This window comes from Paenibacillus sp. GP183 (genome assembly GCF_900104695.1).
GTDB lineage: Bacteria > Bacillota > Bacilli > Paenibacillales > NBRC-103111 > Paenibacillus_AI.
Genome location: NZ_FNSW01000001.1, coordinates 3,262,726 through 3,277,500, shown reverse-complemented (window position 1 = coordinate 3,277,500; position 14,775 = coordinate 3,262,726). Strand labels below are relative to the sequence as shown.

11 protein-coding genes and 2 rRNA genes are annotated in these 14,775 nt (G+C 47.9%); 12 read left to right on the top strand and 1 reads right to left on the bottom strand.

The genetic code is table 11. The features are described 5' to 3' along the window. The first annotated feature begins 157 nt into the window (after positions 1 to 157). The 9 genes from BLV33_RS16165 to pssA all read left to right on the top strand — a co-directional run bounded on the left by BLV33_RS16165 (position 158) and on the right by pssA (position 11,824). Positions 158 to 3,081 (top strand): 23S ribosomal RNA (locus BLV33_RS16165). A 137-nt stretch (positions 3,082 to 3,218) separates the two neighbouring features. Further along, a 5S ribosomal RNA gene (rrf, locus tag BLV33_RS16160) occupies positions 3,219 to 3,335 on the top strand. 390 nt (positions 3,336 to 3,725) lie between these two features. Beyond that, positions 3,726 to 4,187: a CtsR family transcriptional regulator gene (locus tag BLV33_RS16155; RefSeq protein ID WP_090793863.1), complete on the top strand. Its 462-nt coding sequence runs from the start codon at positions 3,726 to 3,728 to the stop codon at positions 4,185 to 4,187. 15 nt (positions 4,188 to 4,202) lie between these two features. Then, positions 4,203 to 4,721 (top strand): protein-arginine kinase activator protein McsA, encoded by a 519-nt coding sequence (locus BLV33_RS16150; protein WP_090793860.1) that lies wholly within the window; start codon positions 4,203 to 4,205, stop codon positions 4,719 to 4,721. Positions 4,722 to 4,736: 15 nt separating this feature from the next. After that, complete coding sequence (locus tag BLV33_RS16145; RefSeq protein WP_090793856.1) at positions 4,737 to 5,807, top strand: protein-arginine kinase McsB; 1,071 nt, start codon at positions 4,737 to 4,739, stop codon at positions 5,805 to 5,807. A 73-nt stretch (positions 5,808 to 5,880) separates the two neighbouring features. After that, complete coding sequence (gene clpC / locus BLV33_RS16140; protein ID WP_090793852.1) at positions 5,881 to 8,325, top strand: ATP-dependent protease ATP-binding subunit ClpC; 2,445 nt, start codon at positions 5,881 to 5,883, stop codon at positions 8,323 to 8,325. Between the two features lie 137 nt (positions 8,326 to 8,462). Then, positions 8,463 to 9,833, top strand: coding sequence for a DNA repair protein RadA (gene radA / locus BLV33_RS16135; protein ID WP_090793848.1), 1,371 nt, complete (start codon positions 8,463 to 8,465; stop codon positions 9,831 to 9,833). A gap of 58 nt (positions 9,834 to 9,891) precedes the next feature. Beyond that, positions 9,892 to 10,992, top strand: a complete 1,101-nt coding sequence (disA, locus tag BLV33_RS16130; RefSeq protein ID WP_090793844.1) for a DNA integrity scanning diadenylate cyclase DisA — start codon at positions 9,892 to 9,894, stop codon at positions 10,990 to 10,992. 85 nt (positions 10,993 to 11,077) lie between these two features. Continuing rightward, a complete protein-coding gene (pssA, locus tag BLV33_RS16125; RefSeq protein WP_090793839.1) occupies positions 11,078 to 11,824 on the top strand; it encodes a CDP-diacylglycerol--serine O-phosphatidyltransferase in 747 nt (248 codons plus the stop codon). Between the two features lie 100 nt (positions 11,825 to 11,924). Here pssA and BLV33_RS16120 read toward each other — a convergent pair whose 3' ends face one another. Further along, the gene (locus BLV33_RS16120) at positions 11,925 to 12,320 is read right to left on the bottom strand and encodes a DUF1573 domain-containing protein (RefSeq protein WP_090793834.1); all 396 of its coding nucleotides are present in this window, start codon (positions 12,318 to 12,320) and stop codon (positions 11,925 to 11,927) included. Positions 12,321 to 12,460: 140 nt separating this feature from the next. On the opposite strand from BLV33_RS16120, the gene BLV33_RS16115 reads away from it, so the two are divergent. Genes BLV33_RS16115 through ispF form a run of 3 tightly spaced genes read left to right on the top strand, consistent with a single transcriptional unit; the run spans position 12,461 to position 14,754 of the window. Then, on the top strand, positions 12,461 to 13,495 hold the full coding sequence (locus BLV33_RS16115; protein WP_090793830.1) for a PIN/TRAM domain-containing protein: 1,035 nt from the start codon (positions 12,461 to 12,463) through the stop codon (positions 13,493 to 13,495). A 57-nt stretch (positions 13,496 to 13,552) separates the two neighbouring features. Continuing rightward, positions 13,553 to 14,272: a 2-C-methyl-D-erythritol 4-phosphate cytidylyltransferase gene (ispD, locus tag BLV33_RS16110; protein WP_171909177.1), complete on the top strand. Its 720-nt coding sequence runs from the start codon at positions 13,553 to 13,555 to the stop codon at positions 14,270 to 14,272. Continuing rightward, positions 14,272 to 14,754 (top strand): 2-C-methyl-D-erythritol 2,4-cyclodiphosphate synthase, encoded by a 483-nt coding sequence (gene ispF / locus BLV33_RS16105; RefSeq protein WP_090798966.1) that lies wholly within the window; start codon positions 14,272 to 14,274, stop codon positions 14,752 to 14,754. The genes ispD and ispF overlap by 1 nt, the downstream gene beginning before the upstream one ends. Positions 14,755 to 14,775 lie beyond the last annotated feature (21 nt).

Genomic DNA, 14,775 nt, shown 5'->3' with positions numbered 1-14,775 from the left:
TTACAACGATTGTTCCTTGAAAACTAGATAGCGAAACGAACAAAAGCGTGAAACTTAGAGCGTGACAACCTAACGGTTGCACATAAATCCTTTAAGCATCATTTGTGTCACAACAAATGAATGTTTCTAGAATAAACCGTAGCCGCAAGGTTACATTGGTTAAGCTAGAAAGAGCACACGGAGGATGCCTAGGCACTAGGAGCCGAAGAAGGACGTGGCGAACGACGTAATGCCTCGGGGAGCCGTAAGCAGGCTTTGATCCGGGGATGTCCGAATGGGGGAACCCGGCTGTGGTAATGCACAGTCACCACTATCTGAATTCATAGGATAGTTGGAGGCATACCCAGGGAACTGAAACATCTAAGTACCTGGAGGAAAAGAAAACAAAAGTGATTCCGTCAGTAGCGGCGAGCGAACGCGGAGAAGCCCAAACCAGGGAGCTTGCTCCCTGGGGTTGTAGGACGTCAACATGGGGTTAGCTTGGTAGGTGAAGAGGTCTGGAAAGGCCCGGCAAAGAAGGTAAAAGCCCTGTAGCCCAAACCAAGCGAAACCCCTAGACGGATCCTGAGTACGGCGGGACACGTGAAACCCCGTCGGAATCCGGCAGGACCATCTGCCAAGGCTAAATACTCCCTAGTGACCGATAGTGAAGCAGTACCGTGAGGGAAAGGTGAAAAGCACCGCGGAAGCGGAGTGAAAAAGAACCTGAAACCGTGTGCTTACAAAAAGTCAGAGCACTTTCTATGTGTGATGGCGTGCCTTTTGTAGAATGAACCGGCGAGTTACGTTTGCATGCGAGGTTAAGTTGAAAAGACGGAGCCGCAGCGAAAGCGAGTCTGAATAGGGCGCATATAGTATGCAGGCGTAGACCCGAAACCGTGTGATCTACCCCTGTCCAGGGTGAAGGTGAGGTAACACTCACTGGAGGCCCGAACCCACGAATGTTGAAAAATTCGGGGATGAGGTGGGGGTAGCGGAGAAATTCCAATCGAACTCGGAGATAGCTGGTTCTCCCCGAAATAGCTTTAGGGCTAGCCTCGGATAAACGAGTTGTGGAGGTAAAGCACTGATTGGGTGCGGGGCCCGCCAAGGGTTACCAAGTCCAGTCAAACTCTGAATGCCACAAACTTAGATCCGGGAGTCAGACAGTGAGTGCTAAGATCCATTGTCAAGAGGGAAACAGCCCAGACCATCAGCTAAGGTCCCCAAGTACGTGTTAAGTGGGAAAGGATGTGGAGTTGCCCAGACAACCAGGATGTTGGCTTAGAAGCAGCCACCATTGAAAGAGTGCGTAATAGCTCACTGGTCGAGTGACTCTGCGCCGAAAATGTAACGGGGCTAAACACGCCACCGAAGCTATGGCTCGAACATTAATGTTCTTGGGTAGGGGAGCGTTGTATGTACGTAGAATTCTGACCGTGAGGACAGGTGGAGCGCATACAAGTGAGAATGCCGGTATAAGTAACGAAAAGATCAGTGAGAATCTGATCCGCCGAAAGCCTAAGGTTTCCTGAGGAAGGCTCGTCCGCTCAGGGTAAGTCGGGACCTAAGGCGAGGCCGAAAGGCGTAGTCGATGGACAACAGGTGGAAATTCCTGTACCACCGTAGCCGTTATGAGTGATGGAGTGACGCAGAAGGGGAAAGACGCGAGCGGATGGAAGAGCTCGTCCAAGCAGTGAGGCTGGTGTGCAGGCAAATCCGCACATCGATAAGGCTAGGCTGTGATGGGGAGGGAAAATTACAGTACCGAAGGTCATGTACTCAAGCTGCCAAGAAAAGCTTCTAGCCAGGCGAAGGTGCCCGTACCGCAAACCGACACAGGTGGGCGAGAAGAGAATTCTAAGGCGCGCGGAAGAACTCTCGTTAAGGAACTCGGCAAAATGACCCCGTAACTTCGGGAGAAGGGGTGCCTCGGTAGGGTGAATAGCCCGAGGGGGCCGCAGTGAAAAGGCCCAAGCGACTGTTTAGCAAAAACACAGGTCTGTGCGAAGCCGCAAGGCGAAGTATACGGGCTGACGCCTGCCCGGTGCTGGAAGGTTAAGAGGAGTGGTCAGCCGCAAGGTGAAGCTATGAATTGAAGCCCCAGTAAACGGCGGCCGTAACTATAACGGTCCTAAGGTAGCGAAATTCCTTGTCAGGTAAATTCTGACCCGCACGAATGGCGTAACGACTTGGGCGCTGTCTCAACGAGAGATCCGGTGAAATTTTAATACCTGTGAAGATGCAGGTTACCCGCGACAAGACGGAAAGACCCCATGGAGCTTTACTGCAGCTTGATATTGGACTTGGGTACGATCTGTACAGGATAGGTGGGAGCCGTAGAAGCCTGAGCGCCAGCTTAGGTGGAGGCGCCGTTGGGATACCACCCTGATCGTACCTAGGTTCTAACCTGGTACCGTGATCCGGTATGGGGACAGTGTCAGGTGGGCAGTTTGACTGGGGCGGTCGCCTCCTAAAATGTAACGGAGGCGTTTAAAGGTTCCCTCAGAATGGTTGGAAATCATTCGCAGAGTGCAAAGGCATAAGGGAGCTTGACTGCGAGACAAACAGGTCGAGCAGGGACGAAAGTCGGACTTAGTGATCCGGTGGTACCGAATGGAAGGGCCATCGCTCAACGGATAAAAGCTACCCTGGGGATAACAGGCTTATCTCCCCCAAGAGTCCACATCGACGGGGAGGTTTGGCACCTCGATGTCGGCTCATCGCATCCTGGGGCTGAAGTAGGTCCCAAGGGTTGGGCTGTTCGCCCATTAAAGCGGTACGCGAGCTGGGTTCAGAACGTCGTGAGACAGTTCGGTCCCTATCTGTCGCGGGCGCAGGAAATTTGAGAGGAGCTGTCCTTAGTACGAGAGGACCGGGATGGACGTACCGCTGGTGTACCAGTTGTCTCGCCAGAGGCATAGCTGGGTAGCTATGTACGGAGGGGATAAGCGCTGAAAGCATCTAAGCGCGAAGCCCCCCTCAAGATGAGATTTCCCAATTCAGTAAGACCCCTTGTAGACGACGAGGTAGATAGGTTCGAGGTGGAAGTGGGGCAACCCATGCAGCTGACGAATACTAATCGGTCGAGGGCTTAACCTAAGAGCTTTCCGGAGGAAAGCTGGCTTCGGAAGCAAAAATCTAAGTCAACACACACGCCAATGTTCGTTTCGCTGCTAGTTTTCAGGGAGCAAGCCTGCCTGAACAAGTTATTGATGTTTCTTGGCAGAAACATCCCGTTTGGTGACGATGGCGGAGGGGAACCACGCGTTCCCATCTCGAACACGACCGTTAAGCCCTCCAGCGTCGATGGTACTTGAACCGCAGGGTTCTGGAAGAGTAGAACGTTGCCAAGCCCACAACAAAAAGAACTCATTTGATGAAAAATCAGATGGGTTCTTTTTCTATGGGCTGGTTTATGGCGAGGATGTCCTGCCATTTCGACTCATAACAATGCACTTCATACACTATAAATTTTTGAGTACTCTCGAACAGGATGTAGAACGATGGACATTAGCCCTCCATCAAAAATAGCCTTATCGAGATTTTCTCGAGAAGTCTCATTTGCACGCCATGCAGAATAAAACAGTAAGGACAGTTAACACTAAATAAGACATGGCAGATTACTCAGCAATCTTCAATTCATGGACAATACTTGTCAAATGGAATAAAAATGATTATAATCGAATTAAGGTCAAAGAAAGTCAAAGTCAATTTACTTCTGGACATTTTAGGAGGAGGAATTGATGCGCAATGTGTCAGAAATTATTGAACAGTATTTAAAGCAGGTTTTGCAGCAAAGCTCCGAAGGAGCGATAGAGATTCAGCGCAATGAACTTGCCGATCAGTTCCAATGTGTTCCTTCTCAAATCAATTATGTCATCAGCACCAGGTTCACGCTGGAAAAAGGCTACATTGTGGAGAGTAAACGCGGCGGCGGCGGCTATATTCGCATCCAAAAAATTGAACTAAGGTCCCATGGCTCTATACTTGATCTAATTTTTCAAACGATCCATACACACATTGATCAGGTGACATCGGAAGGACTTATTTATCAACTTCAGGAGGCCCATTACATTTCTGCGCGCGAAGCCAATTTGATGAAGGCGGCCATATCCAGAGATGTGCTGATTTTCAAGCTTCCCCTTCGGGATGAAATAAGGGCCAAGATTCTGAAAGCTATGCTGATTTCATTGCTTAGCAAATAAGGGGAGGAGATACCCATGATTTGTCAGGAATGCGGTAAGCGGCCGGCTACTCTGCATTTTACCAAGATCGTCAACGGCGAAAAGAATGAATTCCATATATGTGAAGTCTGTGCCAGGGAAAAAGGGGAACTCATCCCGGGAACCTCCAACGGGTTTTCGATTCATAATCTTTTATCCGGCTTGCTTGACTTTGAGCCCTCTTCGACCGGTTCACTTTCCAATAAAGCACAATCCATTCGCTGTGAAGAATGCGGACTCACCTATGCTCAATTCAGCAAAATCGGCCGATTTGGCTGCGGTTCTTGCTACCAAAGCTTTACCGAAAGGCTTGACCCGCTGTTCAAAAGAGTGCATGGCAATACCGTGCATGTCGGCAAGGTGCCCAAACGAACCGGCGGGCTGATCCAAGATAAGCGAGAAATCGATAATCTAAAGAAAGAAATGATGACCCGCATCGAACACGAAGAGTTTGAGCAGGCCGCCAAAATCAGGGATCAAATCCGTGAAATCGAAAAGAAGATAGCTGGGATCTAAGGAGGTGTTGGCTCCATGGCGTTACACCGTTTTACCGGAGATGCTTTGAGTGAGTGGATGAGAGGCGAAGGCCCGGAATCGGACATAGTGATTAGCAGCCGAATTCGAATAGCCAGAAATATCAAGGATTACCCCTATCCGATGCTGGCAACCAACCCGCAATCCAAAGAAATTTTGGAACAGGTATCTCAGGTTCTGGAAAATGAAGATTTGGAAACAATCAGCCGTTTTTCCCTCATACCGCTCTCGGAACTCAGTGAACTGGAAAAAATGGTGCTTGTTGAAAAGCATCTGATCAGTCCGAATTTAGCGAATGAATCGCGAAATGGAGCAGTCATTTTAAGCGACAATGAATCCATCAGCATTATGATCAATGAAGAGGATCATCTTCGCATCCAGTGCTTGTGTCCGGGCTTTCAAGTTAAGGAAGTATGGGATTTGGCCAACCAAATCGATGATATCTTTGAAAGTCAGCTCGATTACGGGTATGATGAGAAAAGGGGATACTTAACAAGCTGCCCGACGAATGTCGGAACCGGGATCAGAGCCTCGGTCATGATGCATTTGCCAGCGCTCGTGCTGTCACAGCAAATCAACCGGATTTTATCTGCGGTGACGCAGGTGGGTTTGACTGTGAGAGGATTATATGGAGAAGGCAGTGAAGCATTAGGGAACTTGTTCCAAATCTCCAATCAAATTACGTTAGGCCAGTCAGAGGAAGAAATTATTGATAATCTGCACAGTGTGGCTCGTCAAATTATTGAACATGAACGAGCAGCGCGGCTGAAGCTGATGGCTGAATCGCGCATGCGCATTGTAGACAGAGTGAATCGCTCTTTGGGAATCCTTTCCTTCGCGGAAATTTTGGATTCCAAGGAAGCGGCCCAGCGACTCTCTGATGTACGGCTTGGGATAGATATCGGGATTATCCAAAATGTATCATCGAATATTTTAAATGAGCTTCTTGTCATGACACAGCCTGGATTTTTGCAGCAGAATGCGGGAGAGAGCTTAACCCCAGAAGAGAGGGACATCCGCAGGGCGCAGTTGATTCGAGAAAAGTTTGGACAATTTTCATCAAGATAAAATATGACCCGCATTTCGATTTTTTCCTTGCAGGAATGATTTATAGGATTACAAATTTTTGGAGGTGTTTTCTATGATGTTTGGAAGATTTACAGAACGTGCGCAGAAGGTGCTTTCTTTGGCTCAAGAGGAGGCCGTAAGATTGGGCCACAATAATATCGGTACCGAGCATATTTTGTTAGGGCTCATTCGTGAAGGTGAGGGAATAGCCGCAAAAGCGTTGGTTGCTCTGGGGCTTGGCCTAGAAAAGATACAAGACGAGGTTGAATCCCTTATTGGAAGAGGACAAGAGCAGCCTACGAATATTGCCTATACGCCAAGAGCCAAAAAAGTGATTGAGCTTTCCATGGACGAAGCCAGGAAACTGGGACATACTTACGTAGGAACCGAGCATATTCTTCTTGGACTCATTCGTGAAGGTGAGGGCGTTGCGGCAAGAGTGCTCAATAATCTGGGGGTTAGCTTGAACAAAGCTCGCCAACAAGTGCTGCAGCTCCTGGGAAGCAGTGAAACTGTATCACAAAATCATGGCAGCAATCCTAATGTAAATACTCCCACATTGGATGGTTTGGCAAGAGATTTAACGGCATACGCCAAAGAGGGTCATTTGGATCCCGTTATCGGCCGCAGCAAAGAAATTGAGCGTGTGATTCAGGTGCTCAGCCGGAGAACCAAGAACAATCCAGTTTTGATCGGGGAACCGGGTGTAGGTAAAACGGCAATTGCCGAGGGCCTCGCACAAAAGATCATCAACAACGAAATCCCTGAAACCTTGAAGGATAAAAGAGTAATGACCCTCGATATGGGTTCTGTTGTAGCCGGTACGAAGTACCGCGGGGAGTTTGAAGACAGACTCAAAAAAATAATGGATGAAATTCGCCAAGCCGGCAACATCGTATTGTTTATTGACGAATTGCATACGTTGATTGGAGCAGGTGGTGCTGAAGGTGCCATCGACGCTTCCAACATCCTGAAGCCGGCGCTGGCGAGAGGCGAGCTGCAGTGTATCGGTGCAACCACGCTTGACGAGTATCGCAAGTACATCGAGAAGGATGCCGCTTTGGAAAGACGTTTTCAACCGATCACCGTGGATCAGCCATCTCCGGATGAAGCCATTCTTATTCTTCACGGGTTGAGGGATCGGTATGAAGCTCATCATCGCGTGAAAATTACGGACGATGCCATCGTAGAAGCGGTTCATTTGTCGGATCGCTACATTCCGGATCGCTTCTTACCGGACAAAGCTATTGATCTTATCGATGAAGCCAGCTCGAAAGTAAGGCTTCGTTCTTATACAGCACCGCCAAGCTTAAAGCAGCTGGAAAACAAACTGGAAGACATTCGCAAGGAAAAGGATGCAGCTGTGCAGAGCCAGGAATTTGAAAAAGCTGCAGGCCTGCGCGATACCGAGCAAAAGCTGCGTGAAGAGCTGGATACCACCAAGAATGAGTGGAAAGAAAAGCAGGGACGCTTGGACATGGAGGTCACTCCGGAGGATATTGCTCAGATTGTGGCAAGCTGGACTGGCATCCCGGTCACCAAGCTGGCTGAAGAAGAAACAGAGCGCCTGCTCAAGATGGAGGACATTTTGCATGAGCGTGTAATTGGCCAGGAAGAAGCTGTGAAATCAGTGAGCCGCGCCATTCGCCGTGCCAGAGCTGGATTAAAAGATCCTAAACGTCCTATGGGCTCCTTTATTTTCTTGGGACCAACAGGGGTAGGGAAAACAGAGTTGGCCCGCGCCTTGGCAGAGTCCTTATTCGGCGATGAAAATGCAGTTATCCGTATTGATATGTCCGAGTACATGGAGAAGCACTCGACCTCCAGATTGGTTGGAGCGCCTCCCGGATACGTTGGTTATGAAGAAGGCGGGCAATTAACGGAGAAAGTTCGCCGTAAGCCATATTCGGTTGTGCTTCTCGATGAAATCGAAAAAGCGCATCCCGAAGTGTTCAATATCTTGCTTCAAGTGCTTGAGGATGGCCGCTTGACGGACTCCAAAGGACGTACAGTCGACTTCCGCAATACTCTGATCATTATGACATCCAACGTGGGTGCAGAAGCGATCAAGAAAAACACTTCTCTTGGATTTACAGCGAGTCAGGATGCTGGACGCGATTACGGAAATATGAAGGATAAAGTGATGACCGAGCTGAAGAAAAGCTTCCGCCCTGAGTTCCTTAACCGGATTGACGAAACCATCGTCTTCCACTCCCTGGATGAAGAGCATATCTCCCGCATCGTCACCTTAATGGCTGAAGACCTTCGCAAGCGTCTGAAGCAGCAGGATGTGGATTTCGCGCTTACGGATAAAGCGAAGGCTTTCCTCGCCAAAGAGGGCTATGATCCGACATACGGAGCCCGTCCTTTGCGCAGAGCGATTCAAAAGCACATCGAGGACCGTTTATCCGAGGAATTGCTGAAAGGCAATATTTCCAAGGGCGACTCCCTAACTATTGATGAAAAAGATGGCGAGTTGGTCGTGCATAACAGCGAGAGTGCAGCTTCAAAATCCTAAAGATGAAATGAAGCATTTTACAGCTTCCACCTGGGGCTGTAAAATGCTTTTTTTGTATGCAGGACTATCGTTGGTCTAACAAAAATGGTAAACTTTGAATAACCCAATGTTTAAATGGCAGAGGAGCAAGCAGGTTGATGAGTAAACAAAAAACGAAATTCAGCTGTCAGGAATGCGGATATGAGAGTGCGAAATGGATGGGCAAATGCCCAGGCTGCCAATCCTGGAACAGCATGATTGAGGAAGTGGAATCGGTTGTCCGGACCCAAGGAATGAATTCTTCCTTCGCCAGGACGAAAGAAAAACCGACTCCCATCATACATATAGAAAGTAGCCCCGAACCACGGGTTCTAACTAATAATAAAGAGCTTAACCGGGTGCTTGGCGGAGGGATTGTTCCCGGCTCTCTGATTTTGGTCGGGGGCGATCCCGGAATCGGGAAATCCACACTGCTGCTGCAGACTTCGCATGCTCTAACCGAGTCGCAGCAAAAAGTGCTTTATATTTCGGGGGAAGAGTCGATCAAGCAAATAAAACTGCGTGCCGATCGATTGAATGCGTTCTCTCCTTTGCTATATGTACTGTGCGAAACCAATCTTGAGATGATTGAAGAAGCGATTCAAGAGATACAGCCCGATTTTATGGTCATTGATTCCATTCAAACCGTCTACCACCCTGGTGTAACCTCTGCGCCTGGTACAGTGGCTCAGGTTCGTGAATGTACCGGGCATTTTATGAGGATAGCCAAAGGTCAAGGAATTGCTACCGTTCTGGTAGGGCATGTAACCAAAGAAGGGGCTATCGCGGGTCCGAGACTTCTGGAGCACATGGTGGACTGTGTTCTTTACTTCGAAGGGGAACGTCATCATTCCTATCGCCTGCTTAGGGCGGTTAAGAATCGATTTGGCTCGACCAATGAAATCGGTATTTTTGAAATGCAAGAGTCAGGGCTTGTAGAAGTCAGCAATCCCTCGGAGCTGTTTCTTTCCGAGAGGCCTTTGGGCGTTGCCGGCTCAACGGTGGTCGCCAGTATGGAAGGCACTCGTCCCATTCTTGTGGAAATTCAGGCCCTGGTTTCATCAACGAATTTCCCTTCGCCGCGAAGGATGGCCACTGGCGTGGATCATAATCGCTTATCCTTGATAATTGCTGTGCTGGAGAAGCGGATGGGCATGTTTTTGCAAAATCAAGACGCCTATCTCAATGTGGCCGGCGGCGTTAAACTGGATGAACCCGCTGTGGATTTGGCAATTGCTATCAGCATCGCTTCCAGCTTCAGGGATCAACCTACCAAGCCCTATGATGTGATATTTGGAGAAATCGGCCTGACTGGAGAAGTTCGTGGAGTATCGCGCATTGATCAAAGAGTCAAGGAAGCTGAGAAGTTAGGATTTCGCAGAGTGATTATGCCGGAGAAAAGCTTAAAGGGCTGGACCCCGCCTACAGGTATGGAGATTATTGGGGTAAACACCGTATCTGAAGCCTTGAAGGCTGCATTAGGCGGCTAATGCTCCGGATGCAAAGGAAAGGCGCAGCTTGAACAGCAAGTTTCAGGAGGAACACTAGATGAGCAAAGACGATAATAAACTGATTAAAGAAGATAACAAACAGGATGTTATGAGCCAATTGCTGCAAATGGTTGCTCCCGGCACAGCCTTTCGCGATGGTCTGGAAAATGTGCTTCGGGCTAAAACCGGCGGTTTAATCGTTGTAGGATACAGCCCCGAAGTTATGGAAATCGTTGATGGCGGATTTTCCATCAATTGCGACTTTTCTCCCAATTATTTATATGAACTGGCCAAAATGGATGGAGCGATTATCCTCAGTGAGGATATCAAAAAAATTCTTTTTGCCAATACCCAGCTCATTCCTGATTCCGCCATTCCTTCAACAGAGACCGGAATTCGCCATCGTACGGCAGAGCGGGTCGCCAGACAAACTTCCAAATTGGTTGTTTCCATATCCCAACGTAGAAATGTCATTACTTTATATCAGGGCACCCTGCGTTATTCGCTGAAAGATATTGGCGTCATTTTGACCAAGGCCAATCAAGCTATTCAAACTTTGGAACGGTACAAGGTTGTGCTTGATCAATCACTTACGAATCTAGGCGCTTCCGAGTTTGAGGAATTTGTTACGCTGCATGATGTGACGAACGTGATGTCACGCATCGAGATGGTGCTTCGCATCAAAACCGAGATTAATAAATATATTATAGAGCTCGGTAATGAAGGCCGATTGATCAGTATGCAGCTTGAAGAATTGGTTGGCAATACAGAACTGGAAGCGCGGCAGCTGATGCGGGATTACGTGCGTGAATTAACGGAGGATAAAGTCAAGGAGGCATTGCTTGGACTCAAGCGGCTTTCATCCGATGAACTTCTGGATCCGCAGCATATGGTTCGGTTGCTTGGGTATACCCATACGAATGCTGTCATCGAAGAGACCGTATCTCCAAGAGGCTTTAGGGTCCTTAATAAAATTCCAAGATTGCCTTCGATTATTATCGCTAATTTGGTCGAGCAATTCGGGTTTCTGTCTCATATCATGATGGCATCCATCGAGGAATTGGATGAGGTGGACGGGATCGGTGAAGTTAGAGCCAGAGCGATCAAAGAAGGCTTAAAGCGGATCCAAGAACAAATGTTCATTGACAGGCATATCTAAATTGCATACAATCAGAAAGTATCACTGCTTCGAATGCGCTCCGTACTGATTGGGGCATAGTAAACCAGAGGTGGATAAAAAACTTATGATAACTAAATCACTCCCCAGTCTTTTTACGATAGGGAATCTGTTTTTAGGAATACTTTCAATCATTCTCGTTTTCAATAATCAGCCCGAACGCGCTGCAGTGCTAGTCATTGTCGCTATGCTGCTTGACGGTCTTGACGGCCGTGTGGCAAGAGCATTGAACGCGCAAAGCGAATTCGGCAAAGAACTCGACTCGCTCTCAGATGTAATTTCATTCGGTGTGGCGCCTGCCTTCATTATGTACGTGGTAGCTTTTAATGACCCTGCCCTCATTAGCCCGGCATTTGCTTGGATTGTGACCGCCATTTTTCCTATATGCGGAGCTCTCCGTTTAGCTCGTTTCAACGTAATCGCCGGAGTTCCCGGTTATTTCATCGGATTGCCGATTCCTGCTGCAGGCGGTGTCCTCTGTACCTTGGCTTTGTTCCACGCAGAAATCAATGCCTATGTCCTTTTAATCAGTACGGTTCTCTTATCGTACTTAATGGTAAGTACAGTTAAATATCCGAATTTCAAAAAAGCAGGTATTCCGAAAGCTGCAATCTGGATCACACCTATTATTGTGGCCATTGCCGTACTTATTGCCATCCAGTGGCCGGAATCCATTTCGAAAATGATTTTCGTGCCATTACTGCTCTATGCGCTCTATGGCCTAAAAAAAAACGTTGATGGTTTGTTCGTCCGCCTTCGCAGACGTATGCGCAAGAACTCGGATAAGGCAGCCAAGTCCGAAACTCACTTGTAGTTTCTGATACAAAATAGGTTCGAAAATAAAAAGCATTTATTTTCTCTGAAGGGTTCAGAAGAAATAAATGCTTTTTTTGCCGTTGTGGTACTTTTCTCATTCAGGACATGTTGAAAAAGCCAAGAGTTGAACATTTTTTAGATTCGTTCTCCACAACCTTTTCCAGATTGACATCCAGAATGTTGCCGAGTGCGGACATATAGAACAGATTCGTACCAAGCTCCGAACTTACAGCTTCCATGCAGTTTTCACACAAATGGCCCTCTACGTGTGTTCCAAGTGTTACCCGCGCTTCTTCCATCGTCATATCCGGATAATAGGCTTGCTTGGCGGCATTGACTTCAATACAGCCGCACTCGGTTATGGATTTGATAACGGAACGGTTAACCGCAGCATTGGATTGTTGAAACTTCGATAAAACATCAAGCAAACTACGGTGACGGAGTAATAATTCAGATACTTGATCCTGAAACTGCTTCAAAGTCAGGGAGTTCATTCCATCCACCTCGGGTGTGTTATCAACTTTATTTTTATTATATAGGAAGGCTTCTAATTTTTCAATTTGTATGATTAGCGCGCGATAAATTGGAACATAATTGTAAAAGGGCATAACATTGTTTATTGGGAGGTGATTCTATGATGAGGAAATGGCTTCAAATCATTTTTGCGATCATCGGAGGAGTTTTAGGTTTTGAGTGGAGTGGATGGAATGGCTATGCATTATGGATGATGGGAGCAATTGCTTTTATCATGTGCTTAGCTGCGGGATGGGCGGCGGGCCTTGGAATGAAGCTGCTGCTCAAAGGAGAACAAAGGGTCGTTAGTTTACCGGTATCTGACTTGCTGTCAGGGACATCGGGTTTGGTCATAGGGTTGCTGATTTCTGTCCTTTTATTTCCCGTCTTGGAAAAAGTGATCTGGATCGGCTCCTGGCTTCCTATCATTGTTTCTACGGTTCTCGGTATCATGGGCTTTCGGATCGGTTATGAGAAGAAAGAAGAGCTTGCCCAGGTTTTCAGAAACCGGGCGCAGAACCATGAAAAACAGACTCATCGTCCTTATGAGGAACACAAAATTTTGGACACCAGCGTGATTATCGACGGCCGGATAGCCGATATTTGCAAGACGGGATTCATTGAAGGTACCCTGGTGATCCCTGAATTCGTGCTTGAAGAACTGCAGCATATTGCCGATTCCTCCGACTTGTTGAAACGTAACCGCGGCAGGCGGGGCCTGGACATTTTGAATAAAATCCAAAAGGAGCTTGAGGTTAAGGTACTGATCTACGAAGGCGACTTTGAGGAAATTTCCGAGGTGGACAGCAAGCTGGTCCGGCTCGCCAAGGTGCTGCAGGGGAAGGTAATTACGAATGATTTTAATTTAAATAAAGTTTGCGAGCTTCAAGGCGTCTCAGTTTTGAATATTAATGATTTGGCGAATGCAGTCAAGCCTGTCGTCCTTCCGGGTGAGGAAATTCTCGTACAGGTGATCAAAGACGGCAAGGAGCATGGACAAGGAGTCGCCTATCTGGATGACGGTACGATGATTGTCGTCGAGGGCGGGCGTGATTTTATCGGGTCTAATTTGGAGGTCATGGTCACAAGTGTACTGCAAACGTCAGCCGGCCGAATGATCTTCGCGAAACCGAAACTATTGGAAAAAGCGCAGTAAAACCAGTATGATAGGAAAAGGAGTGTGGCTAGTCAGCAGATAACAGGTGGGGACAAGATGGTTAAGCAAGACAAGTTGGGCAAAATGGGTGTTGTGATCGTTGCAGCAGGTAAAGGCTCGCGCATGCGTACAGCCATGAGCAAGCAATATTTACAGCTAGGCGGCAGGTCGATACTTGTACATACTTTGCAATTATTTCAAAACATACAAGAGGTCGACCATATCGTGCTCGTGGTGGGAGAATCGGATTTGGATCGCTGCCGTCAATTCGTGAGAGATTATAAGCTTGCTAAAGTTATACGGATACTTATAGGCGGCAAGGAACGTCAGAACTCGGTTAAACTAGGTCTTGATGCGCTTTCCCCGGGTACCGAATGGGTTCTGGTTCATGATGGAGTAAGACCTTTTGTAGCACCGGAACAGGTGGTTTCCTGCTGGCACAAAGCAATGGAGCAGGAAGCAGCAGTACTTGCCGTGCCTGTGAAGGATACAATTAAGATAGTAGATGCAGAGGGAGAGATTCAATTAACCCCGGATCGGAAAAGCTTGTGGGCAATCCAAACGCCGCAAGCTTTTCGTGTTTCTCTTCTTCAGGAAGCGCATGTTCAAGCAGAGAAAGAGGGATTTCTCGGTACGGACGATGCCATGCTGGTGGAACGGATGGGTAAACCCGTGCATGTAGTCGAGGGGGATTACTATAATATCAAAATCACGACTCCAGAGGATTTGCCATTGGCAGAATGGATCCTTCAGAACATAAGAGGAGGGCGGTCATGATGATCAGAGTCGGGCAAGGCTTTGACGTACATCAACTTGTTGAGGGGCGCAAATGTATCATTGGAGGGGTAGACATCCCCTATGAAAAGGGATTGCTGGGCCATTCCGATGCGGATGTGCTGCTTCATGCAATCACAGATGCCATTTTGGGTGCCATGGGACTCGGTGATATCGGCAAGCATTTTCCCGACACCTCCGCAGAGTTCAAAGATGCAGACAGCCTGGTTTTGTTGAAGCAGGTTTGGCAGCTGGCCAAAGAAAGAGGCTACCGTTTGGGCAATGCCGATTCCACGATCATCGCGCAAAAGCCGAAAATGGCTGCCTATATACCCGCGATGGTTGAGATTATTGCAGCAGCTCTTGAGGTGGGTCCCGAGCAAATCAATGTCAAAGCGACTACAACGGAGTGGCTTGGATTCACCGGAAGAGGAGAAGGCATAGCGGCGCAAGCGGTTGTTTGTTTATTTCAAGATATGCTATGATTGCCTGAAAAAGAGAGGTCC

Bases quoted from the DNA above. Each gene is read 5' to 3' on its own strand.
- BLV33_RS16155 (WP_090793863.1), top strand. From the start codon at position 3,726: ATGCGCAATGTGTCAGAAATTATTGAACAGTATTTAAAGCAGGTTTTG.
- BLV33_RS16150 (WP_090793860.1), top strand. From the start codon at position 4,203: ATGATTTGTCAGGAATGCGGTAAGCGGCCGGCTACTCTGCATTTTACC.
- BLV33_RS16145 (WP_090793856.1), top strand. From the start codon at position 4,737: ATGGCGTTACACCGTTTTACCGGAGATGCTTTGAGTGAGTGGATGAGA.
- radA (WP_090793848.1), top strand. From the start codon at position 8,463: ATGAGTAAACAAAAAACGAAATTCAGCTGTCAGGAATGCGGATATGAG.
- ispF (WP_090798966.1), top strand. From the start codon at position 14,272: ATGATCAGAGTCGGGCAAGGCTTTGACGTACATCAACTTGTTGAGGGG.
- disA (WP_090793844.1), top strand. From the start codon at position 9,892: ATGAGCAAAGACGATAATAAACTGATTAAAGAAGATAACAAACAGGAT.
- BLV33_RS16120 (WP_090793834.1), bottom strand. From the start codon at position 12,320: ATGAACTCCCTGACTTTGAAGCAGTTTCAGGATCAAGTATCTGAATTA.
- BLV33_RS16115 (WP_090793830.1), top strand. From the start codon at position 12,461: ATGATGAGGAAATGGCTTCAAATCATTTTTGCGATCATCGGAGGAGTT.
- clpC (WP_090793852.1), top strand. From the start codon at position 5,881: ATGATGTTTGGAAGATTTACAGAACGTGCGCAGAAGGTGCTTTCTTTG.
- ispD (WP_171909177.1), top strand. From the start codon at position 13,553: ATGGTTAAGCAAGACAAGTTGGGCAAAATGGGTGTTGTGATCGTTGCA.
- pssA (WP_090793839.1), top strand. From the start codon at position 11,078: ATGATAACTAAATCACTCCCCAGTCTTTTTACGATAGGGAATCTGTTT.